The sequence below is a fragment of the Arthrobacter sp. KBS0703 genome (assembly GCF_002008315.2).
In the GTDB taxonomy this organism is placed as follows: Bacteria; Actinomycetota; Actinomycetes; order Actinomycetales; family Micrococcaceae; genus Arthrobacter.
In genome coordinates this window covers 431,308-455,094 of record NZ_MVDG02000001.1, presented here as the reverse complement: position 1 = coordinate 455,094, position 23,787 = coordinate 431,308, and the positions used below count along the sequence as shown (strand labels likewise).

Sequence of the window (23,787 nt, the reverse complement as noted above, 5' to 3'; positions counted from 1 at the left end):
TTTCGGATGGACTACGCGTTCGCCGCCGGCTCAACGAGCCGGCGGCGTACGGGAAGTTTTACCAGCGGTAGTGTGCGAAGGCCTTGTTCGACTCGGCCATCTTGTGGGTGTCTTCGCGACGCTTCACAGCGGCACCGAGACCATTCGAGGCATCCAGGATTTCGTTCTGGAGGCGCTCAGTCATCGTCTTTTCGCGGCGGGCCTTGGAGTAGCCGACCAGCCAACGCAGGGCGAGGGCAGTGGAGCGGCCCGGCTTGACCTCAACGGGAACCTGGTAGGTGGCGCCACCGACACGGCGGGAGCGAACCTCGAGGGAAGGCTTGACGTTCTCCATGGCCTTCTTGAGGGCAGCAACGGGGTCGCCGCCGGACTTGGCGCGTGCACCTTCGAGGGCACCGTAAACGATGCGCTCTGCGGTGGACTTCTTGCCGTCAACCAGCACCTTGTTGATCAGCTGGGTGACCAGCGGGGAGCCGTAAACGGGATCTAGTACGAGCGGCCGCTTGGGGGCCGGACCCTTGCGAGGCATATTACTTCTTCTCCATCTTTGCGCCGTAGCGGCTGCGGGCCTGCTTACGGTTCTTGACACCCTGGGTATCGAGGGCGCCACGGACGATCTTGTAGCGGACACCGGGGAGGTCCTTCACACGACCACCACGAACGAGCACAATGGAGTGCTCCTGGAGGTTGTGGCCTACACCGGGGATGTAGGCGGTGACTTCAATGCCACCGTTAAGGCGCACACGTGCGACCTTACGCAGAGCCGAGTTCGGCTTCTTCGGGGTGGTGGTGTACACGCGGGTGCAAACACCGCGGCGCATCGGGCTGCCGTTAAGCGCGGGAGCCTTGGTCTTTTTGACCTTCGGCGTGCGGCCCTTTCGGACCAGCTGGTTAATCGTAGGCACTTTCGTGTTCTCCGTTTTATCCGGAGCGGCCTCTTACAGCCGCTCTCCTTTTGCTTTGCCCCGCCGCCCGAGCTTTGAAGAAGTCTCCAGAGCAGCTGAGGCGAAGCCTTAATAGTCGGATCGCACACATGGGGAATGACTTGACTCTCGTCTTCAAAGGTCCCTAGGCATGCAAAAATGTGGCATACGTTGCACAAGAACCCTGCAAACCGGAAACGTCGCTCTGGTCCGGCCTTTCGGCTGTCCCGGCGCTCTCATCCACTGCCACAATAACAATTGGTCACAAGTCTAACATGGACAGCCGCCAGACCTTAATCGGCGCGGAATCCGGGGACTAAAGAGCCCCGCTCCCACAGCTGTGGAAACGGGGCCCTTCAGTTCAGGATGACTGACTCGTTAGCGGAAGTCGTTGCCGAGGTCGTAGTCGTCCAGCGGGATGGCGTGGAACTCAGGAGCACCGTCGCCGCCCAGGGTGTCGTAGGAGAAGTCGCTGAATGCGCTCGGACCGGTGAACAGGTTGGCCTTTGCTTCTTCAGTCGGTTCCACCGCGATCTCGGTGTAGCGCGGGAGACCCGTGCCGGCCGGGATGAGCTTACCGATGATGACGTTTTCCTTGAGGCCGAGCAGCGGATCGCTCTTGCCTTCCATGGCCGCCTGCGTCAGGACGCGGGTGGTTTCCTGGAAGGAAGCTGCGGACAGCCAGGACTCGGTGGCCAGCGACGCCTTGGTGATGCCCATGAGCTCAGGACGGCCGGAAGCCGGCGTCTTGCCCTCGGAGACAACGCGGCGGTTGGCATCTTCGAAGCGGCTGCGTTCGGCGAGCTCGCCGGGCAGCAGATCCGAATCGCCGGACTCGATGACCGTGACGCGGCGCAGCATCTGGCGGACGATGACTTCCACGTGCTTGTCGTGGATGCCAATGCCCTGGCTGCGGTACACGCCCTGCACTTCGTCCACAAGGAACTTCTGTGCCGCACGCGGACCCATGATGCGCAGGACCTGCTTCGGATCGACCGGGCCGTTGATGAGCTTCTGGCCCACCGTGACGTGCTGGCCGTCTTCGATCAGGAGGCGTGAACGGCGCAGGACCGGGTACGCAATCTCTTCGGAACCGTCGTCCGGAGTGATGACCAGGCGCATCTGGCGCTCGGACTCTTCGATGGTGATGCGTCCGGCTGCTTCCGCAATCGGCGCCACACCCTTCGGAGTACGTGCTTCGAAGAGCTCCTGGATACGGGGCAGACCCTGGGTGATGTCGTCGCCACCGCTGGCGGAAACAGCACCACCGGTGTGGAACGTACGCATGGTCAGCTGGGTGCCCGGCTCACCGATGGACTGTGCGGCGATAATGCCCACTGCCTCACCAATGTCGACAGTCTTGCCCGTGGCCAGTGAACGGCCGTAGCACAGGGCGCAGGTGCCGACGCTGGACTCACAGGTGAGCACAGAGCGGACCTTGACCTCGGTGATGCCGGCTGCGAACAGCTCGGCGATCACGACGTCGCCGCAGTCAGTGCCGCCGGCTGCCAGGACGTTGCCCTTGGAGTCAACGACATCCACGGCCAGCGTCCGGGCGTAGGCACTGTTCTCGACGTTCTCGTCCAGAACCAGTTCACCGTTGGCGTCGGCGACGGCGATGGGCGTCACCAGGCCGCGCTCGGTGCCGCAGTCCTCTTCGCGGACGATGACGTCCTGCGACACGTCCACCAGACGACGGGTCAGGTAACCCGAGTTGGCGGTACGCAGGGCGGTGTCGGCCAGACCCTTACGGGCACCGTGCGTGGCGATGAAGTATTCCAGCACCGACAGGCCCTCGCGGTACGAGGACTTGATCGGACGCGGGATGATCTCACCCTTAGGGTTGGCCACCAGGCCACGGATACCCGCGATCTGACGGACCTGCATCCAGTTACCACGTGCACCGGAGGACACCATGCGGTTGATGGTGTTCATCGGCGAGAGGCTGTCACGCATTGCCTGGGCAATCTCGTTGGTTGCCTTGTTCCAGATCTCGATGAGTTCCTGGCGACGCTCGTCGTCGTCGATCAGGCCCTTGTCGTACTGGCCCTGGATCTTGGCGGCCATGGTTTCGTAACCGGCGAGAATTACCGGCTTGTCCTTGGGCACCTCGATGTCGGAGATGGCAACCGTGACGCCTGAACGCGTGGCCCAGTAGAAGCCGGCATCCTTCAGGTTGTCCAGCGTTGCCGCCGTGACGACCTTCGGGTAGCGCTCTGCCAGGTCATTGACGATCCGGGACAGTTCGCCCTTGTCGGCAACGTCCTCAACCCACGGGTAGTCCTCGGGCAGGGTCTCGTTGAAGAGGACCTGGCCAAGGGAGGTCTCGACCAGCGCGGTCTGACCCGGCTCCCAGCCTTCAGGAGCTTCCCAGCCCGGGTAAGGGACAAAGCCGTCAAGACGGATCTTGACCTTGGAGTTCAGGTGCAGCTCGTGCAGGTCGTAGGCCATGATGGCTTCCGAAACCGAGCCGAAGATCCGGCCTTCGCCAGCTGAACCGACACGCTTGGTGGTCAGGTGGTAGAGGCCGATGATCATATCCTGCGACGGCAGGGTCACCGGACGGCCGTCAGACGGCTTCAGGATGTTGTTCGAGGAGAGCATCAGGATGCGTGCCTCAGCCTGGGCTTCGGGGCTCAGCGGCAGGTGGACTGCCATCTGGTCGCCGTCGAAGTCAGCGTTGAAGGCGCCACAGACCAGCGGGTGAAGCTGGATTGCCTTGCCTTCAACAAGCTGGGGTTCGAACGCCTGGATGCCGAGGCGGTGCAGGGTAGGTGCACGGTTCAGCAGCACAGGGTGCTCGGTGATGATCTCTTCGAGAACGTCCCAGACCTGCGGACGGTAACGCTCGACCATGCGCTTGGCCGACTTGATGTTCTGCGCGTGGTTGAGGTCAACCAGGCGCTTCATCACGAACGGCTTGAAGAGCTCCAGAGCCATCTGCTTGGGCAGTCCGCACTGGTGCAGCTTCAGCTGCGGGCCGACGACGATGACCGAACGGCCGGAGTAGTCGACGCGCTTGCCGAGGAGGTTCTGGCGGAAACGGCCCTGCTTGCCCTTGAGCATGTCGCTCAGGGACTTCAGCGGACGGTTGCCCGGTCCGGTGACGGGACGGCCGCGGCGGCCGTTGTCGAAGAGGCTGTCAACAGCTTCCTGAAGCATGCGCTTCTCGTTGTTGACGATGATCTCCGGAGCACCCAGGTCAAGCAGTCGCTTGAGTCGGTTGTTGCGGTTGATCACACGGCGGTAGAGGTCGTTGAGGTCGGAGGTCGCAAAGCGGCCACCGTCCAGCTGGACCATCGGGCGCAGTTCCGGCGGGATCACCGGGACGGCGTCCAGCACCATGCCGAGCGGGCTGTTGTTGGTGGTCAGGAACGCGTTGACCACCTTCAGGCGCTTCAGGGCGCGGGTCTTGCGCTGGCCCTTGCCGTTGGCGATGATGTCGCGCAGTGAGTCCGACTCGGCCTGCATGTCGAAGTTTTCAAGGCGCTTCTTGATCGCTTCGGCACCCATGGAGCCTTCGAAGTACATGCCGTAGCGGTCGCGCAGTTCGCGGTAGAGGCCTTCGTCGCCTTCGAGGTCTGCGACCTTGAGGTTCTTGAAGCGGTCCCAGACCTGCTCGAGGCGCTCGATCTCGGCGTCGGCACGCTTGCGCACGTTGGCCATCTGGCGGTCGGCGGAGTCGCGGGCCTTCTTCTTGTCGGCAGCCTTGGCGCCTTCGCCTTCGAGACGGGCAAGCTCGTTCTCGAGGTCGCGGGCGATCGTGGCGATGTCGGAGTCGCGGTTGTCGATCAGCTGCTTCTTCTCGATGTCGTGCTCAACCTGCAGGTTGGGCAGTTCCTCGTGGCGGCTGTCGGTGTCGACGCTCGTGATCATGTAGGCAGCGAAGTAGATGACCTTTTCGAGGTCCTTCGGTGCCAGGTCAAGGAGGTAGCCCAGACGGGAGGGAACACCCTTGAAGTACCAGATGTGGGTTACAGGCGCAGCCAGTTCAATGTGGCCCATCCGCTCACGGCGCACCTTGGCACGGGTGACCTCAACGCCACACCGCTCGCAGATGATGCCCTTGAAGCGCACGCGCTTGTACTTGCCGCAGTAGCATTCCCAGTCCCGGGACGGGCCGAAGATCTTCTCGCAGAAGAGGCCGTCCTTCTCGGGCTTGAGCGTGCGGTAGTTGATGGTTTCCGGCTTCTTAACCTCGCCGTACGACCAACCGCGGATGTCTTCCGCGGTGGCGAGGCCGATCTGCATGAGGCCGAAGGAGGATTCGCTGGACATATGGTCCCTGTTCTCTCTTGTTCTCTAAATTCTGAAGTCTTGGGTTACGGGAAGAGGGAGGTGAGGTCCGACGGCGGGTGGTGACCCGCCGTCGGACGTCACCTGCTAAACCTCTTCTACGGAACTGGGCTCTGCACGAGACAGATCGATGCCCAGTTCTTCCGCAGCCGTGAAGACTGCGTCATCAGAGTCACGCATTTCAATTGTGGTTCCGTCCGTGGAAAGCACTTCCACGTTCAGGCACAGCGACTGCATTTCCTTGATCAAGACCTTGAAGGACTCAGGAACGCCCGGCTCCGGGATGTTCTCGCCCTTGACGATGGCTTCGTAGACCTTCACACGACCGTGGATATCATCCGACTTGATCGTGAGGAGCTCCTGGAGCGTGTAGGCGGCGCCGTAAGCTTCGAGCGCCCACACTTCCATTTCACCGAAGCGCTGGCCACCGAACTGTGCCTTACCACCCAGCGGCTGCTGCGTGATCATGGAGTACGGACCGGTGGAGCGCGCGTGGATCTTGTCGTCCACCAGGTGGTGGAGCTTCAGGATGTACATGTAGCCGACCGAGATCGGATCCGGGAACGGCTCGCCGGAGCGGCCGTCGAACAGGCGGGTCTTGCCCGAGGAGTTGATCAGGCGGTCACCGTCGCGGGTCACGTTGGTGGAGTCCAGCAGACCGGTGATTTCCTCTTCACGGGCACCGTCGAAGACCGGCGTTGCAACAGTGGTCTGGCCACTTTCGCGCGGCAGGTTCGGCAGCTGCTTGGCCCACTCAGGCTCGCCTTCGATCTTCCAGCCGGTCTTGGCAACCCAGCCGAGGTGCGTTTCCAGCACCTGGCCGACGTTCATACGGCCCGGAACACCCAGCGGGTTCAGGACGATATCAACGGGGGTACCGTCGGCAAGGAAGGGCATGTCCTCGATCGGCAGAATCTTGGAGATAACACCCTTGTTGCCGTGACGGCCGGCGAGCTTGTCGCCGTCGGTGATCTTGCGCTTGGCAGCCACGTAGACGCGGACCAGCTGGTTGACGCCCGGGGGCAGTTCGTCGTCGTTGTCGCGATCGAAGACGCGCACGCCGATGACCGTGCCGGACTCGCCGTGCGGAACCTTCAGGGAGGTGTCGCGCACTTCGCGGGACTTCTCGCCGAAGATGGCGCGGAGCAGGCGCTCTTCCGGGGTCAGCTCGGTTTCACCCTTCGGGGTGACCTTTCCGACCAGGATGTCGCCGGCTTCAACTTCAGCACCGATGTGGATGATGCCGCGCTCGTCCAGGCCAGCCAGGACTTCCTCGGACACGTTGGGGATGTCACGGGTGATTTCCTCGGCACCAAGCTTGGTGTCGCGGGCATCGATCTCGTGCTCCTCGATGTGGATGGAGGAAAGAACGTCCTCAGCCACGATGCGCTGGGACAGGATGATGGCATCCTCGAAGTTGTGGCCTTCCCATGACATGAATGCCACGAGCAGGTTCTTACCGAGGGCGAGCTCGCCCTGGTCCGTTGCCGGGCCGTCAGCAATGATGCCACCGACTTCCAGGCGCTGGCCTTCGCTCACCAGAACACGGTGGTTGTAACAGTTGCCCTGGTTGGAACGGGCGAACTTGTTGATGCGGTAGTTGGTTTCCGTGCCGTCGTCGTTGAGCATGATGACGAGTTCAGCGGAGACCTCGGTAACCACACCTGCCTTCTTCGCGATGACAACGTCACCGGCGTCGACAGCAGCGGCGCGCTCCATGCCGGTACCGACGAACGGCGCCTCGGAACGGACCAGCGGCACGGCCTGGCGCTGCATGTTGGCACCCATGAGTGCGCGGTTTGCATCGTCATGCTCGAGGAACGGGATCAGGGCAGTTGCCACGGACACCATCTGGCGCGGGGAAACGTCCATGAACTGCACGTCGGCTGCGGGAACGAGAACGGGCTCGCCTCCACCACCGCGGGCACGAACCAGGACGGTCTCTTCAGCGAACTTCTTGTTGGCGTCGAGCGGAGCGTTGGCCTGTGCGATCAGGACCTCTGCTTCGTCGTCGGCCGTCAGGTACTGGACCTCATCGGACACGACGCCCTCGGCAACGAGACGGTACGGGGTCTCGATGAAGCCGAACGGGTTGATGCGTCCGTAGGAAGCCAGCGAACCGATCAGACCGATGTTCGGGCCTTCAGGGGTTTCGATGGGGCACATACGTCCGTAGTGGGACGGGTGAACGTCTCGGACTTCCATGCCTGCGCGGTCACGGGACAGACCACCCGGGCCAAGCGCGGAGAGGCGGCGCTTGTGGGTCAGACCCGAGAGCGGGTTGTTCTGGTCCATGAACTGGGACAGCTGGGAGGTTCCGAAGAACTCCTTGATGGCTGCCACCACAGGGCGGATGTTGATCAGCGTCTGCGGCGTAATGGCCTCGACGTCCTGCGTGGTCATACGCTCGCGGACGACGCGCTCCATGCGGGACAGGCCGGTGCGGACCTGATTCTCGATGAGCTCGCCGACGGCGCGGATGCGGCGGTTGCCGAAGTGGTCGATGTCATCGATCTCGACGCGCAGTTCGTGGTCCTGGCCGTCGCGCTTGCCCGTGAGGGTCTTCTCGCCGGCGTGCAGCGCAACCAGGAACTTGATCATGGCGACGATGTCTTCAACGTGCAGGACCGAAGCTTCCTTGTCACCAAGGGAGCGGTCGATGCCAAGCTTGCGGTTGATCTTGTAACGGCCGACCTTGGCCAGATCGTAGCGCTTGGAGTTGAAGTACAGGTTGTCCAGCAACGACTGGGCAGCCTCGACGGTGGGCGGCTCGCCCGGTCGCAGCTTCCGGTAGATGTCCAGCAAGGCGTCTTCGCGGGTTTCGGTAGCGTCCTTCTCCAGCGTTGCGCGCATGGAGTCGTACTGGCCGAACTCCTCGAGGATCTGGCCTTCGGTCCAGCCGAGGGCCTTCAGCAGCACGGTGACCGACTGCTTGCGCTTACGGTCGAGGCGGACGCCGACCTGATCGCGCTTGTCGATCTCGAGCTCGAACCATGCACCGCGGGACGGGATGATCTTTGCCGTGAAGATGTCCTTGTCGCTGGTCTTGTCAGCGGTGCGCTCGAAGTAGGCGCCCGGTGAACGGACCAGCTGGGAGACGACGACACGCTCGGTGCCGTTGACGACGAAGGTGCCCTTCTCGGTCATCAGCGGGAAGTCACCCATGAACACGGTCTGCTGCTTGATTTCGCCCGTGTTGTTGTTCATGAATTCAGCCTTGACGTACAGCGGTGCCGAGTACGTTGCGTCCCGGTCCTTGCATTCAGCCATGGTGTACTTCGGGTCAGCGAACTCCGGATCGGAGAAGCTCAGGGACATGGTGCCCTGGAAATCCTCAATCGGGGAGATCTCTTCGAAGATGTCGGAAAGACCGGAGGTGGTGGCGACGCTGAGGTCGCCTTCTTCGACGGCCTTCGCTACGCGTGCCTGCCAGCGTTCATTTCCGACCAGCCAGTCGAAGCTGTCCGTCTGCAGGGCAAGCAGATTCGGAACGTCAAGAGGTTCGTGAATCTTTGCGAATGAGAGTCGGCGAGTGGCACCATCGGTGCTTGCCGTGTTAGCGGTTTCGTTATTAGAGGTGCTCGAGGCGACCAAGAGGGATCCTTCCACAGACCTTCAGGCGTTTTCAGATCTCCCCCGCTATGCACCCTGCGGAGTGACTCCGCAGTGCTACCATCCGGTTCCGCTATATGACCCGGGACCTGGTCTGCCCATGCTGGTGACGTTGTATACGGCACATTGATGGAGCAGCTGCCAGGCGAAGCCCACCGCTATATGAAGGCTGAAGGTAAACAGGGAAGACGCAAATATCTACGATACGGCAAAACATCGCGTGTGTCTACCCCACTTCCCAGCAGATTGCAAGCACCGTTGCCGAGGGCATCTATCCCCCACCGTGCCGGAATTCAGCCTGCCGCTGCAGCGTTTGAATGGATAGGTGACCGGGCTCACGATAACCTAGGCGTACATCCACACAGATCGGAAGAGACAAACATGAGCAATTCCGCGGACAACAACGATGTTGTCATCCTGTCCGGCGCGCGCACACCGCAGGGCCGGCTGAACGGGCAATTGGCGAGCTTCACCGCCGTCGAACTCGGGGCCCACGCCATCAAGGCGGCCCTTGCCGCGAGCGGGGTTGAGGCGGAGAAGGTTGACGCCGTGATCATGGGCCAGGTGCTCCAGGCCGGTGCTGGCCAGAACCCTGCACGGCAGAGCGCGATCGGCGCCGGGATCGGCTGGAACGTGCCCACGGTGACCATCAACAAGGTCTGCCTTTCGGGCCTCACCGCCGTGATCGACGCCGCGAGGATGATCCGCAGCGGTGACGCAACCGTCGTCGTCGCCGGCGGCCAGGAATCCATGACCCGGGCCCCGCACGTCCTGCCGGGCTCGCGCCAGGGCTGGACCTACGGCGCCATCCAGGCCCTCGACGTTGCCGCCCACGACGGCCTGACTGATGCGTTCGACGGCCAGTCCATGGGCCTGTCCACCGAAACCAAGAACCTCACCCTGGGCATCGACCGGGCATCGCAGGACAACGTCGCCGCGCAGTCGCACCAGCGCGCGGCCATCGCGGCCAAGAACGGGATTTTCGACGACGAGATCGCACCCATCAGCGTCAAGCAGCGCAAGGGCGATCCGGTGGTTGTGGCCGCCGATGAAGGCGTCCGGCCCAACACGTCCGTTGAAACCCTGGCGGGCCTCCGCGCCGCGTTCGTCACCGACGGCACCATCACGGCCGGCAACTCCTCTCCCCTGTCCGACGGCGCCTCCGCCCTGGTGCTGACCTCCCGCAAATTCGCCGAGGAGAACGGACTGGAGTACCTCGCGGTCGTCGGCAAGCCGGGACAGGTGGCCGGTCCGGACAATTCCCTGCACTCCCAGCCCTCCAACGCCATCCGAAACGCCTTGGACCGCGCCGGCTGGACAACAACCGATCTGGACTTCATCGAAATCAACGAGGCGTTCGGGTCCGTGGCCGTGCAGTCCCTCAAGGACCTGGACTACCCGCTGGAGCAATGCAACATCCACGGCGGCGCGATCGCCCTGGGCCACCCCATCGGCGCCTCCGGCGCGAGGCTGGCGCTGCACGCTGCACATGAGCTGAAACGGCGCGGCCAGGGCAAGGCCGCGGTTTCGCTCTGCGGGGGCGGCGGGCAAGGCGAAGCCCTCCTGCTGTTCCGGGACTGATGACCGGCTCGGCAGCTGCCGGCTCAGCGGGCAGCTCCGGCAGCTCCGGCACGTCCGGCACTGCCGGCACCGGGGCGGACGGCGCCGGCAGGGAGCGATTCCTTGCCGACGCCGCCGCCCGCGGCCTGGAGGTCGAGATCGTGGAGCGGCTTGCCGCCCACAGCCTGGAGGAAGCGGCGCGGATCCTCGGGATCGCCCCGGCGGACATCGTGAAGTCCCTCGTGGTGAAGCATAAGGACGGGACTTTCCTGTTCGCCCTCATTCCCGGTGACCGCCAGATTTCCTGGCCCAAGCTGCGCAGCCTGGTGGGGATCAACAAGCTGTCCATGCCGGCGGCCGACGTCGCCTTCGAAGCCACGGGCTATGAGCGCGGGACCATCACGCCGCTGGGCAGCACCACGGCCTGGCCTGTCTATGCGGACAGGAACATCTCGGGCAAGCGCATTTCCATGGGCGCGGGCCAGCACGGCTACAGCGCGTTCGTGGACGCGGACGCCCTGACCGCGGCGCTCGGCGCAGTCATCGCGGACATCAGCGACCCCAACTAAGTCCCCGAACAGCAACGCGGGGTCACTTGCGGCCCAATGAACCCACCGGATTGGGCCGTAAGTGACCCCGCGTTGCTCTTAAATGCAGGAATCCCCGCCCACCGGAGTGGACGGGGATTCCAGGAAGAGCCTGTGTTACTTGAGGGTAACGGTGGCGCCGGCAGCCTCGAGCTGCTCCTTTGCCTTCTCGGCAGCTTCCTTGGTGACGCCTTCGAGGACGGCCTTCGGAGCGCTGTCGACAACGTCCTTGGCTTCCTTCAGGCCCAGGGAAGTGATGGCGCGAACTTCCTTGATCACTGCGATCTTCTTGTCGCCAGCAGCTTCGAGAACGACGTCGAATTCGGTCTTCTCTTCGGCTTCTTCAGCAGCACCGGCAGCCGGGCCAGCAACGGCAACAGCAGCAGCGGTAACTTCGAAGGTCTCTTCGAAGAGCTTGACGAACTCGGAGAGCTCGATGATGGTCAGTTCCTTGAAAGCTTCAATGAGCTCTTCGTTGGTGAGCTTCGCCATGGTGTGGCGTCCTTCCTATAGGTGGTGCTTGGCGGCCTGGGCCGTTGCCTTCACACCGGAGTCTGATTTGAAAGAGAATTAGTTCTCTTCGGTGGCTGCGGCTTCGGCCGGAGCTTCGGTCTCTGCTGCTGCGGCCGGGGCTTCTTCAGCGGCGGGCGCTTCGGCTGCTGCCGGTGCACCGTTCTCTTCTTCAAGCTTGAGGCGCAGGGCGTCAATGATGCGTACAGCAGCGGCAGCAGGAGCCTTGAGGATCCCTGCAACCTTGGCGAGCTGCAGCTCGCGGGACTCGAGTGCTGCCAGGGCAGCAACTTCGCTGGCGTTAAGTGCCTTGCCCTCGAAGTAACCGGTCTTGATAACCAGCTGCTTGTTGGCCTTGGCAAAATCCGTCAGGCTCTTGGCCGCTGCAACTGCGTCACCCTTGATGAATGCGATTGCAGTGGGGCCGGCGAGCTGGCCGTCGAATGCTTCGACACCAGCTTCCTTGGCTGCAATGGCGGTCAGGGTGTTCTTGACGACCGAGTACTTGGTGTCCTGGCCGAGAGAAACACGCAGCTGCTTGAGCTGTGCAACAGTGAGCCCACGGTATTCGGTCAGGACAGCGGCGTTCGATTCCTTGAAATCGTTAGTGATCTCAGCTACTGCTGAAACCTTTGCAGGCGTTGCCATAACCCTCCTTCCGGGGATAGTGCCGGTATACCGGGTCCCCGCTCAGGTGAGCTAAAACTAAAAACGCCCCGCGCAGATGCACGGGGCTTGGCTCAACACAGTTTTTACCGTGGAGCTTTGCTTCGTTCACCTGCGCCGGCCGCCCTATGTTCAGGGTCCTTCGTCCGGAAACCCACTGGTTCTCCCGCACACAACTGCAGAATTGAGCAATGCTCAGGAGAGTGGATTTCCAACAACCGACGGTCTTTGGTAGGTCCAGCTTACGTGAACCGGCGCCGGTCCGCCAAATCGGCCCGGTGACAAGAAGCAACCGGTGACCAGCCGCAACCGGCGCGGCTCGGCTCGCACGGCTCAGCTGGTGCTGGGCCCCAGGTCCGGAAGCTCCTTCTGCCAGATTCCGGTGACGCCCGCCGTCGTGAACCCCAACTGGCGGTTGACCGTCAGCAGGTACCGGTTTTCCGGGGCGTTCCAGGTGTAGATCACGCGCGCGTCCGGGAACTGCTCCGTCAGCCGCTCCATGTTGGCCACCTTGATGAGCAGGCCGAGCTTGTTGCCCCGGTGCGCCTGCAGCACCACAGTGTCGTCTTGGAACACCACGTCCTGGCGTTGCGCCAGGACGCTGATGGTGGTCAGCCCCACCAGGGTACCGGTGGCAATGTGTTCGACGGCGGTGACAACCGTTCGCCGTCCCTGCGCGATGGTGACTTCCTCTGCTTCGCGCAGTATCCGCGCGTCGAACACCATATTGTCCTGTTCGCCCACGGCGCCGGGTTCGACGTCCCCGCCGGCCTGGTTTTCGAGGACCGCAACGGCCTCCAGCCACTGCTCGGGGCAACGGTCCGTCCAGTGGTGCAGGCGGTAGCGGCCGTTGTTCGCTTCCTCGGCCTCGGCCTCAAGCTCCGCCACGAGCTTGCTGTCCAGTGGGAGGGCACATGAGCTGAACTGCTCGATGTGCTGGAGCGTGTAGCCGGTGCGCCGGGCGAATTCCACCTCGCGGCTGCCCAGCGGCACGAAACCCTGCCCCGAACCCGGCACCAGCTGCTCGGGTTCGAATTCGTGAAGGGAAGCCCCGGGGTGGTTGGTGTCCACCAGGATCATCGAGCGGCCCTCGTCGCGGGCAAACTGTTCGGCCGCCTCCAGCAGCTGCCTGCCCACGCCCTGGCGCTGATACTCCGGCAGGATGTCCAGGGTGAACTCCGCGAGGTCCTGATTGTCGGCCAGGGGCAGTGCGATGTCCACCGTGCCCACTATGGTGCCCTCGATTTTGGCCACGAGGATGATCTGACGCTCGTAGGGATCGTCGAGTTCGAGGAGCTTTTCCAGTGGTGCGTAGGCAAGGTCGTCGCTGCCCCACGTCTGCATCCGGACCTTGCGGCCTACCTCGACGGCGGCCAGGAAGTCCGCAGCATCGGGCGCGTCAATGGAATCCGGGATCCACAGCTGCTCGATCCGCACTTCACTTGCCATCATCCCAGCCGTTTCCGCCGCTCGCCCTTCCAGGCCGCGGGCTCAAGTCCACGCGGTGTGTCGTCGCCAGCATATGCCGGTTAGTGCCGGCGCTGCCACTCGCCGTCGTACCCCGCCGGGCGGAACCCCAGGGCAACATTGATGGCGAGCATGCGCTCATTCTCCGCGGCGTTGAACGTGAGGATCCGTTCCACGGAGGGATGCGCCTCCATCATGCGGCGAAGGTTCAGCACCTTGACCAGCATTCCCAGGCGGTGGCCCCGGTGCGGCTTGGCAACCAGGGTGTCGTCCTGCTGCCCCAGCCAGGGCTTCGACTCGGAGTACTGCAGCACCGAATACGCGGCGAGCTCGCCGCTGGCCCTGTGCCTCGCCACCGCCACGAGCGACTCCTGGCCGGTCTGCTTCCATTCGTCCTCGACGTGCCGGACGCGTTTGGCGTCCCACACCTCGGGGTCGTAATGGAGCGCCCCGGAGGGGCTGTCCGTACTCATGCGCGACATGAGCACGGCGAGCTGGTCCACGTATTCGTCCGGGCAGCTGTCCGTCCAGGCGAGGAGCTCGTACCGGTCACCGGCTATCGAGCGCGCGTCGCGCTCAAGCGCGTCCAGGGCCGCTTCCGACGGCGGCATGTCCAGTGCGCTGAAGCGCGTCACCTGTTCCAGTGCGTAGCCAGCCGCCGTGGCAAATCTCACCGCACGCGAATCGGCTGGAATGCCGCCCGTCCCGGTTCCGGGTTTCAGGATGCCGGCGCCGTCCGGATCAAACCCTGCAACGTGTTCGGTGAAGCTTTGAAGGGTACTGCGGCCGTGGCTGGCAGCGAAGGACTCGGCGTGCCGCAGGAGCGCCCGGCCGATGCCCCGGCCAGTGAAATCGTCCAGCACGTCCACGTGCACCATGGCGTCCTGGAGATTTTCCTGCTGCGGCAGACTGACCCACGACTTCGCCACCATGCGCCCGTCCAGCCGCACGAAGTAGGGCCGAACGTGCTCGTATTCGTCGTCGCGCCACGCTTCAAGCCGGGCCTCCCGCGGCATGGCGCGGTCAAGGTTTCCCCAGGTCTGCAGCACGACGGCATCAGTCAGGTCACTGAATTCGACGAAGTCCGCGGCGTCCGGAGAAGCGAGCGAGGAAGGCAAAACAAGCGGCTCTATGCGGTATGGGGGCGTCGTCACGGGATCAGCCTAGCCGCACGGTCTTCCAGCCTCCAGAGCCTGCGGCGTCCGGCAAAGCCCGGCAGCGCCCGACAGCGCCGCCCCCGCGGCGTCCGGACGCAAAGCAAAGGACCGCCCGGCGCAGTGCCGGGCGGTCCTTTGATGCCTGCCGGATTACCGGCGGGTGTTTCGCGAGGATTAGACCTCGGTCAGCACCTTGGTGACGTTGGGGTCGACGGAGATGCCGGGACCAAACGTGGTGGCAACAGTCGCCTTCTGGATGTAGCGGCCCTTGGAAGCGGACGGCTTCAGGCGAAGCACCTCTTCGAGAGCGGCTGCGTAGTTCTCGGCCAGCTTGACGGCGTCGAACGAGACCTTGCCGATGATGAAGTGCAGGTTGGAGTGCTTGTCGACGCGGAAGTCGATCTTGCCACCCTTGATGTCGTTGACAGCCTTGGCGACGTCAGCGGTCACGGTGCCGGTCTTCGGGTTCGGCATCAGGTTACGCGGACCCAGGACCTTACCGAGGCGGCCAACCTTGCCCATGAGGTCAGGGGTGGCAACGGCGGAGTCGAAGTCGGTCCAGCCGGCTGCGATCTTTTCGATCAGGTCGTCGGAACCAACGAAGTCGGCGCCGGCAGCGATTGCTGCCTCAGCCTTGTCGCCCGTTGCGAAGACGAGGACGCGGGCAACCTTACCGGTGCCGTGCGGCAGGTTAACGGTGCCGCGGACCATCTGGTCAGCCTTACGCGGGTCTACACCCAGGCGGAAAGCGACCTCAACGGTGGCGTCGAACTTGGACGGGTTGGTGTCCTTGGCCAGCGTCACTGCCTCGAACGGCGCGTAGAACTTCTCCGCGTCGATCTTGGCGGCGGCTGCCTCATATGCTTTGCTGCGCTTTGCCATGCTGCTTATTCTCCTTGTGCAGTTGTGGTCTGCGGACCGCGCTGGGCCCTGCCACAGTTGGATGATCCGGCGTGGATCTCCAACATTTCAATGTTTCAGTGGTGCCGGTTTCCCGGCGGTGCTGCCCGGCGTCGTCGTCGGTTTCCCGAACCCGGCGCCGCATCAGCGGTGGGGGAAATTAACCCTCGACGGTGATACCCATGGAGCGGGCGGTGCCGGCGATGATCTTCGCTGCGCCTTCGAGGCTCGTGGCGTTGAGGTCTTCCATCTTGGTGGTGGCGATCTCGTTGACCTGGGCCTGGGTCAGCTTGGCAACCTTGACGGTGTGCGGCGTGGGTGAACCCTTGGCAACGCCTGCAGCCTTCTTGATGAGTTCTGCAGCCGGCGGGGTCTTGGTGATGAACGTGAATGAACGGTCTTCGTAAACCGTGATTTCCACGGGGATAACGTTTCCGCGCTGGGCTTCCGTCGCAGCGTTGTACGCCTTGCAGAATTCCATGATGTTGACACCGTGCTGGCCAAGCGCAGGACCGATCGGCGGGGCCGGGTTGGCGGCACCTGCCTGGATCTGCAGCTTGATGAGGCCGGTGACCTTCTTCTTGGGAGCCAATGTAGGGTCCTTCTCTCAATTGCGTCCTGGGACACAGGAGCGTGCCTCAGGTGGTTGACCGCCATGGCGAGGCGGTCTGCCGTCGAGGAACTGCTAAGCGGGCAGTTCCGGGACGAATTCTAGGGGTATTGCTAGATCTTGGTGACCTGGTTGAACGCCAGGGTGACCGGCGTTTCGCGTTCGAAGATGGACACCAGCACCACGAGGGTCTGGGAATCAATCTTGATCTCGGAGATCGTGGCGGGGAGGGTCTCGAAGGGACCTTCCTTGACGATGACCGATTCGCCGACCTCGAAGTCGACGTCCACGGGAGCGGCGGCGTGCCTGACCGGCTTGCCCTTCTCGGCCTGCTCTTCTTCGAAGACCGGCGCGAGCATGGAGAAGACCTCGTCGAGGCGCAGCGGGACCGGGTTGTGGGCGTTGCCCACGAAGCCGGTAACGCCCGGGGTGTGGCGGACCGCGCCCCAGGAGGCGTCGGTCAGGTCCATGCGGACCAGCACGTAGCCGGGGATCCGGACGCGGTTGATGACCTTGCGCTGGGCGTTCTTGATCTCAACGACTTCTTCCATCGGCACCTGGATTTCGAAGATGTAATCTTCCATGTCCAGGGTCTGGATGCGCGTTTCAAGGTTGGCCTTCACGCGGTTCTCGTAACCCGCGTAGGAGTGGATGACGTACCAGTCACCCTCCTGGCGGCGCAGCTTGGCCTTGAACTCCTCGGCGGGATCGACATCGGCCTTCGCGGCGGCGGCTGCCAGGGCGTCTGCCTCATCGGCGTCAGCTTCCTCGGAGTCAGTTTCGTCATCCGCTACATCTGCATCGTCGTCGGCGTCAGCGTCAGTTTCGGCGTTAGCGGCGCCGTCGGAATCGGGTGCAGCAGACTCAACCTCAGACCCTTCAACGGCCTCGGCCGATGCGTCCTTGGTTTCATCCAGCTCAGTCTCAGTTACCTCGAGCTCCTGCTCAGACACTTGGTCTCCTGCTTCCTCATTGCCTAACATGCCTATTTAAATGGCTCAATTCCGCACACTCCGCAGTCCGTTCCGTTTCCGGAAGGATCCCGCGCAGTCTGCGGACCGATCGCCTTAGCGGTCCTTGGCGCCTGTACCGCCGAAGACCCAGCTCACCGCGGTCCCGAAGCCCAGGTCCAGCAAGGTGACGATGACCATCATGATGACCACGAATACCAGCACCACGAGCGTGTAATTAATCAGTTCCTTGCGGGTGGGTGCGACAACCTTCTTCAGCTCGCCGATGACCTGGCGGATGAAGAGTGCGATTCGAGCGAAGAAGCCAGCCTTGGCGGCTTTCTTTGCGGGGCGGCCCTTGGAGCTGCTTGCAGCTGTTTCGGTCACCTGTTCCTCACTCATCCTCGCAAAATGTCGGATTACCCGGTCCTGAACTGAACCATGGTTGCTGCGCTTGCTCCGGCTTTCCGCCGGAACAGCTTGCGCAGGGCAGACAGGACTCGAACCTGCAACCTGCGGTTTTGGAGACCGCTGCGCTACCAATTGCGCCACTACCCTATGGATCAAAAACCGATCGAGGCCGCGCTTCACCCAAGGATTCCTGAGGCGCACGTCATCATCGTGTTTTCAACACCGGAGAACTAGTCTACGCAACAACTTCGCGTACGTCGAACCAGCCTCGTTTCGGACCGTTCTGCGGCGGTGGATTCCTGACTGCGCCGCAGTCACAAAGCCATGCCCCACCTCGAACGATCCGGTGAACAGCATAGAGTAGATTCCGTCGAATTCCACCATTCAGCTAACCAGCTGCAAGCGAAGAACGGACCTGCCATGTCTGCCGCCCGCGTTTCCAAACGCATTTCCGCCATTGCCGAATCCGCCACCCTGGCTGTCGACGCCAAGGCCAAGGCACTTAAGGCGGCCGGCCGGCCCGTGATCGGTTTCGGCGCCGGCGAACCGGATTTCCCCACCCCGGGCTACATCGTCCAGGCCGCCATCGAGGCCGCCAGCCAGCCGAAGTACCACCGCTACTCCCCCGCCGGCGGCCTGCCCGAGCTGAAGAAGGCCATTGCCGAGAAGACCCTCCGGGACTCCGGATACAAGGCCGACGCCTCCCAGGTGCTGGTCACCAACGGCGGCAAGCAGGCCGTCTACAACACCTTCGCAACGCTCGTGGACCCGGGCGACGAAGTGATCGTTCCCACGCCGTTCTGGACCACGTACCCCGAAGCCATCCGCCTCGCGGGCGGCGTGCCGGTGGAGGTCTTCGCCGGGCCGGAACAGGACTACCTGGTGACCGTGGAGCAGCTCGAAGCGGCCGTCACGGACCGCACCAAGGTCCTCTTGTTCGTCTCGCCGTCCAACCCGACGGGCTCCGTGTACTCCCCCGAGCAGGTGGCGGAAATCGGCCAGTGGGCCGCAGCCAAGGGCCTGTGGGTTGTCACCGACGAAATCTACGAGCACCTGACGTACGACGGCGTTCCGTTCACCTCCATCGCCACGGCCGTCCCCGAACTGGGCGACAAAGTGGTGATCCTCAACGGCGTGGCCAAGACGTATGCGATGACCGGCTGGCGCGTGGGCTGGATGATCGGCCCGGCCGACGTCATCAAGGCCGCCACCAACCTGCAGTCGCACGCCACGTCGAACGTGTCCAACATCCCGCAGATCGCTGCCCTGGCAGCCGTGTCGGGACCGCTCACCGCCGTCGACGAAATGAAGGTCGCCTTTGACCGCCGCCGCAAGGCGATCGTTGCCGGACTTAACGCCATTGACGGCGTTGAATGCCCGACGCCGAAGGGCGCCTTCTATGTCTACGCGGACGTCCGCGCCCTGCTGGGCAAGGAATTCCCGACGGCGAACGGTCCGGTCAGCCCCTCGACCTCCGCCGAACTCGCGGCGCTGATCCTGGACGAGGTGGAGGTTGCCGTGGTGCCCGGCGAAGCGTTCGGTCCGTCCGGCTACCTGAGGCTGTCCTACGCGCTGGGCGACGACGACCTCGCCACCGGGGTGGAGCGCCTCCAGGACTTCCTGGGCAAGGCGAAGTAGGCCGTCCCAAAGCCCCGATGCGCTGTCACTTGTGGGCCTTATTGCCGCGGCAAAAGGGCCCTAAGTGATAGCGCATCATTTGGTTTTAGAGGAGCCGGCGCTCGGCCGCCCACTTGGTCAGTTCATGGCGGCTGGAGAGCTGCAGCTTCCTGAGCACCGCCGACACATGGGTTTCCACGGTCTTGATGGAAATGAACAGCTCCTTGGCCACTTCCTTGTAGCTGTATCCCCGGGCGATGAGCCTCATCACCTCGAGCTCGCGGGCTGAGAGCTTGTCCAGTTCGTCGTCGGCAATGTCCGCGGGAGCGGTGCCGAAGGCGTCCAGTACGAAGCCGGCCAGCCGCGGCGAGAAGACGGCGTCGCCGCCGGCAACCCTGTAGATGGCGTCCGTGATCTCCGTCCCCGAAATCGTCTTGGTCACGTAGCCGCGCGCGCCGGCACGGATCACGGCCACGACGTCCTCCGCCGCGTCCGACACACTGAGGGCCAGGAACGTGGTGGTGCCCCGAAGCGCCGCTGAGCCGGCGATGACTTCACGCCCACCTCCGCCCAGGCCGCCGGGCAGGTGGACATCGAGCAGCACCACTTCCGGGCGGGTCCGGCCGATCACCTCGATGGCCTGCTCCACCGTTCCGGCCTCGCCGACCACCTCAATGCGCGGGTCCAGGTCCGCCTTCAGGCCGGAGCGGAAGATGGCGTGGTCGTCCACGATCACGACCCGGACGCTCCGTCCCGGATCCCCGGCCGTGCCGCCCAGTGCTGGAGTGCTCATGACTTCCCTTCCCCGTTGTCCTCCGCGGCCGCAGGCAGCTTGAGCCGGACCTCCGTGCCGTCAGGACTGCTGTTGATCTGGGCGGTTCCGCCGTGCCGCTTCATTCGGCCAATAATTGACTCCCGGACGCCGAGCCTGTCCGCCGGAACCGCGTGGAGTTCGAATCCGGAGCCGCGGTCCTTGACGAATACTTCCGCGCCGCCGTCGGACACCTCCAGATAGACGGAGACCGGTCCGCCGCCATGGCGGGAGGCGTTCAGCATGGCTTCCCGGCTCGCCTGGACCAGCGCCTCATGCCTGTCGGTCATGGCCGTGTCGCCCACGCTCACGACGTCCACCGCATTGCCGAGGCCGTCCTCAACCTCCGCCGCGGCCGCCTTGATCCTGTCCGAAAGCTGGCCGGCGTCCCTGGCCGGGTCCCTGAACAGCCAGCCTCGCAGTTCGCGCTCCTGCGCTCGGGCCAGCCTCACCACATCGTGTTCGTTGGCGGCCCGGCGCTGGATCAGCGCGAGGGTCTGCAGCACTGAATCATGCAGGTGGGCGGCGATCTCCGCCCGTTCGGTCTCGCGGACCCGGCCGGCGCGTTCGGTCTCAAGGTCGCGCCAGAATTTCAGGCCCCAGGGAAGCAGCACCAGCGCCACCCCGCCCAGGACGGCCACGGACGCCAGCAGAGCCAGCCAGGTCTGCTCCCAGGAACCGGACCCGGACACCATGACCAGCACTCCGGCCACCACCAGCGCGAGGCCGGCGGCCAGCCGCGCCCATCCGCCCGCCTGGTCCGCCTTGGTCTTGTCCACCAGCCCGGCGCGGCGCGTTTCGTCGAGTTGCATCCAGGCGATGGCGGCACCGCCGAGGATGGCAGCCGCCGGGATCAGGGTCCCCAGCGGCACTTCGACGCCGAGAAGCCTGGCGATCAGGATCGCGGCAACGAGCAGCAGCCCGGCGCCAAGCAGAATCTCCTTGCCGTAACGCATGTTGCGGACGCGGAACCAGGCACCGGTGCCCGGTACAGCAGCAGGTGCCGGCGGCTGGGAGGAGGGCCCGGCGTCGTACTGTGCGGACGGCGCGGGAGCCACAGCAGGGGTATATACACCCGGCTCTGCGGCGGGCGCTGGTCGGCCCGGGGGCGGCCAAGCCGGACCGGGCGAATACGCACTGCTCCACACCGAAGGGTCGACGACGGCGGCGGGATGCTGCGGCATGCTCACCGCGGGGGCAATGGGCGACGCCGGCCGCCGGGCGTTGCGCTTGGCGCTCTCGTCTGCGGTGGGCACCATGATCCACAGCCAGCCATAGAAGACCAGGCCTGCCCCGCCAGCGAGCGCGGCCACGGCCATGCCGATCCGGACCATGCGCACCGGCCAGCCCAGGTGGTCCGCGAGGCCCGCGCACACGCCGGCGATAACGCGGTCGCTGCTGCGGACCAGCGGCGGGCGGACGGGGACTGTGGTCATGCATCAATCCAAACACGGATCAGGGTTTCGGAGGCCCGTTTTGAGGGTGGACCGGGGGTAAGTCAGGGACGGCTCAGGGTCTTCCCCAATAGAGGGACCATGGCCCCGCACGGCAGGATCGAAGTATGAACTCGCACAACCCCACCCCAGCTGAAGGGCAGCAGCCCGCCAACCCGTCCGACGACCAGTCCGGACCCGGTTCCGAACCTCTGCGCGAACCCGGAACCACCGATTCGCAGGCAGAACGTCCCACCGAGGCCCTGCCGGGGCAGCCGACTGAGCAGCTGCGGCCGTCCCTCGGTGCCACGCAGGAAATACCCGGCACCCCGCCGCCGGGCGGTCCCGGTTTCGGCGGTCGGGGTGCTCCCGGCTACGGCCGGCCACCCCAGCAGCTGAACTTCTTCGACTGGATCCGCAGCCAAGGCATCCACCGCGGACGCGACCGCTGGATCGGCGGCGTCTCGAGCGGCATCGCGGAGCGCATGGGCATCGACCCGCTGATCGTACGGGGCGTGTTCATCGTGCTGACGCTGTTCGCCGGCATCGGCGTCCTCCTGTACGGCCTCGCCTGGGCACTCCTGCCCGAGCCGGACGGCCGGATCCATACCCAGGAAGCGGGCGCCGGGCGCTGGACCAGCGGCATGACGGGCGCACTCATCACCACCGTCCTCGGCCTCACCGGCATGGGGGGCGGATTCTGGGGCTGGGGACACGACGGCTTCGGCTTCTTCTGGACCCTCTTCTGGGTGGGCGGCGTCATCTACCTCATCTACTTCCTCTCGCAACGCAATAGGAACCCCATTGGAGCAGCTATGAACACCACCCAGGCCGGCGCCCAGCCTGCCCCCGGATACGCTGCCCCCGGCAGTGCCCCGGCGGCAGAAGCATTCGCTGCCGGCACACAGGCCGCCACCGCCCAGCACCTGTCTCTTATACACATCTAGATGTGTATAAGAGACAGAGAGACAGGCCAGGGACATGTCCCGCCCGGCCCATACGGCGGCGGGTTCGGCAGCGTTCCGCCCCGCGGACCAGCCCCGGTGCCGGCTCCTGTGCCCGCTCCGAAGTCAAGGCCGAACGGCCCCGGCGCACCCGTCGTCGCCATTACCGCAGGCCTCGCCTTGCTGGTCGGCGGGACGCTCAAGGCCCTCGACGCCGGCAACGTCATCGATCTCGGCGACTCCGCCAACGCCGTGGTGTGGGCCAGCGGCGCCGCTGTCCTTGGCCTGGGCATCCTCCTCTCCGGCCTCAGAGGCAGGACGTCGGGGATCCTCGGATTCTTCGCCGTGGTGGCACTGATCGTCGGCGGCATCTTCAACACCGTGCCGAACGGCGACCGTTTCCGCTTCCAGAACGCGGACTGGAACCCCGCCAGCATCGAACAGGCACGCGAGGGCTTCCAGATCACCGGAGGCCGCGGGACTGTTGACCTCACCGGCCTGAACCTGAACCCGCCCCTGGGCACCGACGTCGTGGTCCCCCTCGACGTGACCGCCAGCAACGTGACGGTCGTCATCCCGCGCACGGTTCCAGTGGACGTCAGGGCAGACATGACGCTGGGCAACCTCAACGAAGGCGCGGACAGCCGCAGCGGCATCACCTCCCGCCAGAGCAGCTACAACGCTGATAAGCCCGGCGCCCGCCTGATCCTTCAGATCGACGGAACCGTCAGCAACATCACCATCCAGGAAGGCAACTGACATGAGCAGCCATGACCCCGCCCCGAAGACCTCGCCCGTGCCGGAATCCGTCGCAGCGGACCGCCGCGATCCCTCTTCCTCACCGGCCCGCGTCGGCACCATCGTCTGGGGGCTCGTGGTGCTGGCCCTGGCCGCGCTCATCATCATCTCCCAGCTGGGGCTCGTGGCACTGAACGGAACCTATGTGCTGATCGGGCTGATGATCGGGGCCGGCGCCGCGCTGGTGATCGGCGGCCTGCTCTCGGCCCGCGGACGTGACAACAGCCCCACAAACGGGAAGTCTTGAACCATGGAAAAATTCTTCAGCATTGTCAGGGGCCTTGGCCTGAGGCGCGGACCGCAGCGCTGGCTGGGCGGGGTGTGCGGCGGAATCGCCGAGAAACTGAACGTGGACGTTGCCTTCGTCCGGATCGGCTTCCTCCTCTTCTGCCTCCTGCCGGGACCGGCCGTCCTGTTGTACCTTCTGGCGTGGCTCATCCTGCCGAACCAGAACAACGGCATCGCGCTCGAGTCCTTCCTAGAAAAGCGCGCCATGAACCGGTAGGGACCGCCGAAAGGCCGGTGACCGCCGTCG

At 64.2% G+C, this 23,787-nt stretch carries 21 protein-coding genes and 1 tRNA gene; 7 read left to right on the top strand and 15 right to left on the bottom strand.

The annotated features are described in order from the left end of the window. Positions 1 to 58 precede the first annotated feature (58 nt). The 4 genes from rpsG to rpoB all read right to left on the bottom strand — a co-directional run bounded on the left by rpsG (position 59) and on the right by rpoB (position 8,813). Positions 59 to 529 (bottom strand): 30S ribosomal protein S7, encoded by a 471-nt coding sequence (gene rpsG / locus B1A87_RS02115; RefSeq protein WP_011692813.1) that lies wholly within the window; start codon positions 527 to 529, stop codon positions 59 to 61. Position 530: 1 nt separating this feature from the next. After that, on the bottom strand, positions 531 to 905 hold the full coding sequence (gene rpsL / locus B1A87_RS02110) for a 30S ribosomal protein S12 (protein ID WP_018773658.1): 375 nt from the start codon (positions 903 to 905) through the stop codon (positions 531 to 533). 396 nt (positions 906 to 1,301) lie between these two features. Next, a complete protein-coding gene (locus B1A87_RS02105; protein ID WP_078027243.1) occupies positions 1,302 to 5,201 on the bottom strand; it encodes a DNA-directed RNA polymerase subunit beta' in 3,900 nt (1,299 codons plus the stop codon). Between the two features lie 105 nt (positions 5,202 to 5,306). Continuing rightward, positions 5,307 to 8,813 carry a DNA-directed RNA polymerase subunit beta gene (gene rpoB / locus B1A87_RS02100; protein ID WP_078027244.1) on the bottom strand — a complete coding sequence of 1,169 codons (3,507 nt, stop codon included), beginning with the start codon at positions 8,811 to 8,813 and terminating at the stop codon, positions 5,307 to 5,309. Positions 8,814 to 9,212: 399 nt separating this feature from the next. Between rpoB and B1A87_RS02095 the strand changes: the two genes are divergently transcribed. After that, positions 9,213 to 10,412, top strand: a complete 1,200-nt coding sequence (locus B1A87_RS02095) for an acetyl-CoA C-acetyltransferase (protein ID WP_078027245.1) — start codon at positions 9,213 to 9,215, stop codon at positions 10,410 to 10,412. Then, on the top strand, positions 10,412 to 10,960 hold the full coding sequence (locus B1A87_RS02090; RefSeq protein WP_078027246.1) for an aminoacyl-tRNA deacylase: 549 nt from the start codon (positions 10,412 to 10,414) through the stop codon (positions 10,958 to 10,960). The genes B1A87_RS02095 and B1A87_RS02090 overlap by 1 nt, the downstream gene beginning before the upstream one ends. A gap of 135 nt (positions 10,961 to 11,095) precedes the next feature. Here B1A87_RS02090 and rplL read toward each other — a convergent pair whose 3' ends face one another. The 9 genes from rplL to B1A87_RS02045 form a co-directional block, all read right to left on the bottom strand. After that, on the bottom strand, positions 11,096 to 11,470 hold the full coding sequence (gene rplL, locus B1A87_RS02085; protein WP_078027247.1) for a 50S ribosomal protein L7/L12: 375 nt from the start codon (positions 11,468 to 11,470) through the stop codon (positions 11,096 to 11,098). A gap of 78 nt (positions 11,471 to 11,548) precedes the next feature. Next, complete coding sequence (gene rplJ, locus B1A87_RS02080; protein ID WP_078027248.1) at positions 11,549 to 12,136, bottom strand: 50S ribosomal protein L10; 588 nt, start codon at positions 12,134 to 12,136, stop codon at positions 11,549 to 11,551. Positions 12,137 to 12,487: 351 nt separating this feature from the next. After that, positions 12,488 to 13,603, bottom strand: a complete 1,116-nt coding sequence (locus B1A87_RS02075; protein WP_078027336.1) for a GNAT family N-acetyltransferase — start codon at positions 13,601 to 13,603, stop codon at positions 12,488 to 12,490. Positions 13,604 to 13,683: 80 nt separating this feature from the next. After that, complete coding sequence (locus tag B1A87_RS02070) at positions 13,684 to 14,775, bottom strand: GNAT family N-acetyltransferase (protein WP_078027249.1); 1,092 nt, start codon at positions 14,773 to 14,775, stop codon at positions 13,684 to 13,686. A 177-nt stretch (positions 14,776 to 14,952) separates the two neighbouring features. Continuing rightward, positions 14,953 to 15,660, bottom strand: a complete 708-nt coding sequence (gene rplA / locus B1A87_RS02065; protein ID WP_078027250.1) for a 50S ribosomal protein L1 — start codon at positions 15,658 to 15,660, stop codon at positions 14,953 to 14,955. 178 nt (positions 15,661 to 15,838) lie between these two features. Beyond that, on the bottom strand, positions 15,839 to 16,270 hold the full coding sequence (gene rplK, locus B1A87_RS02060; protein WP_024365990.1) for a 50S ribosomal protein L11: 432 nt from the start codon (positions 16,268 to 16,270) through the stop codon (positions 15,839 to 15,841). Between the two features lie 131 nt (positions 16,271 to 16,401). Continuing rightward, the gene (gene nusG, locus B1A87_RS02055; RefSeq protein WP_144275694.1) at positions 16,402 to 17,241 is read right to left on the bottom strand and encodes a transcription termination/antitermination protein NusG; all 840 of its coding nucleotides are present in this window, start codon (positions 17,239 to 17,241) and stop codon (positions 16,402 to 16,404) included. 114 nt (positions 17,242 to 17,355) lie between these two features. After that, positions 17,356 to 17,640, bottom strand: coding sequence for a preprotein translocase subunit SecE (gene secE, locus B1A87_RS02050; protein WP_078027251.1), 285 nt, complete (start codon positions 17,638 to 17,640; stop codon positions 17,356 to 17,358). 83 nt (positions 17,641 to 17,723) lie between these two features. Next, positions 17,724 to 17,796, bottom strand: a tRNA-Trp gene (locus B1A87_RS02045). Positions 17,797 to 18,069: 273 nt separating this feature from the next. Between B1A87_RS02045 and B1A87_RS02040 the strand changes: the two genes are divergently transcribed. Further along, the gene (locus B1A87_RS02040) at positions 18,070 to 19,287 is read left to right on the top strand and encodes a pyridoxal phosphate-dependent aminotransferase (RefSeq protein WP_078027252.1); all 1,218 of its coding nucleotides are present in this window, start codon (positions 18,070 to 18,072) and stop codon (positions 19,285 to 19,287) included. Between the two features lie 85 nt (positions 19,288 to 19,372). Here B1A87_RS02040 and B1A87_RS02035 read toward each other — a convergent pair whose 3' ends face one another. Both B1A87_RS02035 and B1A87_RS02030 read right to left on the bottom strand, forming a co-directional pair. After that, the gene (locus B1A87_RS02035; protein ID WP_078027253.1) at positions 19,373 to 20,059 is read right to left on the bottom strand and encodes a response regulator transcription factor; all 687 of its coding nucleotides are present in this window, start codon (positions 20,057 to 20,059) and stop codon (positions 19,373 to 19,375) included. Further along, the gene (locus B1A87_RS02030) at positions 20,056 to 21,513 is read right to left on the bottom strand and encodes an ATP-binding protein (protein ID WP_078027254.1); all 1,458 of its coding nucleotides are present in this window, start codon (positions 21,511 to 21,513) and stop codon (positions 20,056 to 20,058) included. Before B1A87_RS02030 ends, B1A87_RS02035 begins: the two co-directional genes overlap by 4 nt. Positions 21,514 to 21,638: 125 nt before the next feature. On the opposite strand from B1A87_RS02030, the gene B1A87_RS24845 reads away from it, so the two are divergent. Genes B1A87_RS24845 through B1A87_RS02015 form a run of 4 tightly spaced genes read left to right on the top strand, consistent with a single transcriptional unit; the run spans position 21,639 to position 23,757 of the window. Next, complete coding sequence (locus B1A87_RS24845) at positions 21,639 to 22,457, top strand: PspC domain-containing protein (protein ID WP_395940215.1); 819 nt, start codon at positions 21,639 to 21,641, stop codon at positions 22,455 to 22,457. Next, positions 22,458 to 23,213, top strand: a complete 756-nt coding sequence (locus B1A87_RS24840; RefSeq protein WP_395940214.1) for a hypothetical protein — start codon at positions 22,458 to 22,460, stop codon at positions 23,211 to 23,213. A gap of 1 nt (position 23,214) precedes the next feature. Next, entirely contained in the window at positions 23,215 to 23,499 is a 285-nt protein-coding gene (locus B1A87_RS02020; RefSeq protein WP_078027256.1) for a hypothetical protein, read from the top strand. Between the two features lie 3 nt (positions 23,500 to 23,502). Further along, the gene (locus tag B1A87_RS02015; RefSeq protein ID WP_078027257.1) at positions 23,503 to 23,757 is read left to right on the top strand and encodes a PspC domain-containing protein; all 255 of its coding nucleotides are present in this window, start codon (positions 23,503 to 23,505) and stop codon (positions 23,755 to 23,757) included. Positions 23,758 to 23,787: the final 30 nt, after the last annotated feature.

Coding starts and splice junctions, on each gene's coding strand:
- B1A87_RS24840 (WP_395940214.1), top strand. CDS start 22,458: ATGTGTATAAGAGACAGAGAGACAGGCCAGGGACATGTCCCGCCCGGC.
- B1A87_RS02030 (WP_078027254.1), bottom strand. CDS start 21,513: ATGACCACAGTCCCCGTCCGCCCGCCGCTGGTCCGCAGCAGCGACCGC.
- rplA (WP_078027250.1), bottom strand. CDS start 15,660: ATGGCAAAGCGCAGCAAAGCATATGAGGCAGCCGCCGCCAAGATCGAC.
- rplJ (WP_078027248.1), bottom strand. CDS start 12,136: ATGGCAACGCCTGCAAAGGTTTCAGCAGTAGCTGAGATCACTAACGAT.
- B1A87_RS02095 (WP_078027245.1), top strand. CDS start 9,213: ATGAGCAATTCCGCGGACAACAACGATGTTGTCATCCTGTCCGGCGCG.
- rpsG (WP_011692813.1), bottom strand. CDS start 529: ATGCCTCGCAAGGGTCCGGCCCCCAAGCGGCCGCTCGTACTAGATCCC.
- secE (WP_078027251.1), bottom strand. CDS start 17,640: ATGAGTGAGGAACAGGTGACCGAAACAGCTGCAAGCAGCTCCAAGGGC.
- B1A87_RS02105 (WP_078027243.1), bottom strand. CDS start 5,201: ATGTCCAGCGAATCCTCCTTCGGCCTCATGCAGATCGGCCTCGCCACC.
- B1A87_RS02015 (WP_078027257.1), top strand. CDS start 23,503: ATGGAAAAATTCTTCAGCATTGTCAGGGGCCTTGGCCTGAGGCGCGGA.
- B1A87_RS24845 (WP_395940215.1), top strand. CDS start 21,639: ATGAACTCGCACAACCCCACCCCAGCTGAAGGGCAGCAGCCCGCCAAC.
- rplL (WP_078027247.1), bottom strand. CDS start 11,470: ATGGCGAAGCTCACCAACGAAGAGCTCATTGAAGCTTTCAAGGAACTG.
- B1A87_RS02035 (WP_078027253.1), bottom strand. CDS start 20,059: ATGAGCACTCCAGCACTGGGCGGCACGGCCGGGGATCCGGGACGGAGC.
- B1A87_RS02020 (WP_078027256.1), top strand. CDS start 23,215: ATGAGCAGCCATGACCCCGCCCCGAAGACCTCGCCCGTGCCGGAATCC.
- B1A87_RS02075 (WP_078027336.1), bottom strand. CDS start 13,603: ATGGCAAGTGAAGTGCGGATCGAGCAGCTGTGGATCCCGGATTCCATT.
- B1A87_RS02040 (WP_078027252.1), top strand. CDS start 18,070: ATGTCTGCCGCCCGCGTTTCCAAACGCATTTCCGCCATTGCCGAATCC.
- B1A87_RS02090 (WP_078027246.1), top strand. CDS start 10,412: ATGACCGGCTCGGCAGCTGCCGGCTCAGCGGGCAGCTCCGGCAGCTCC.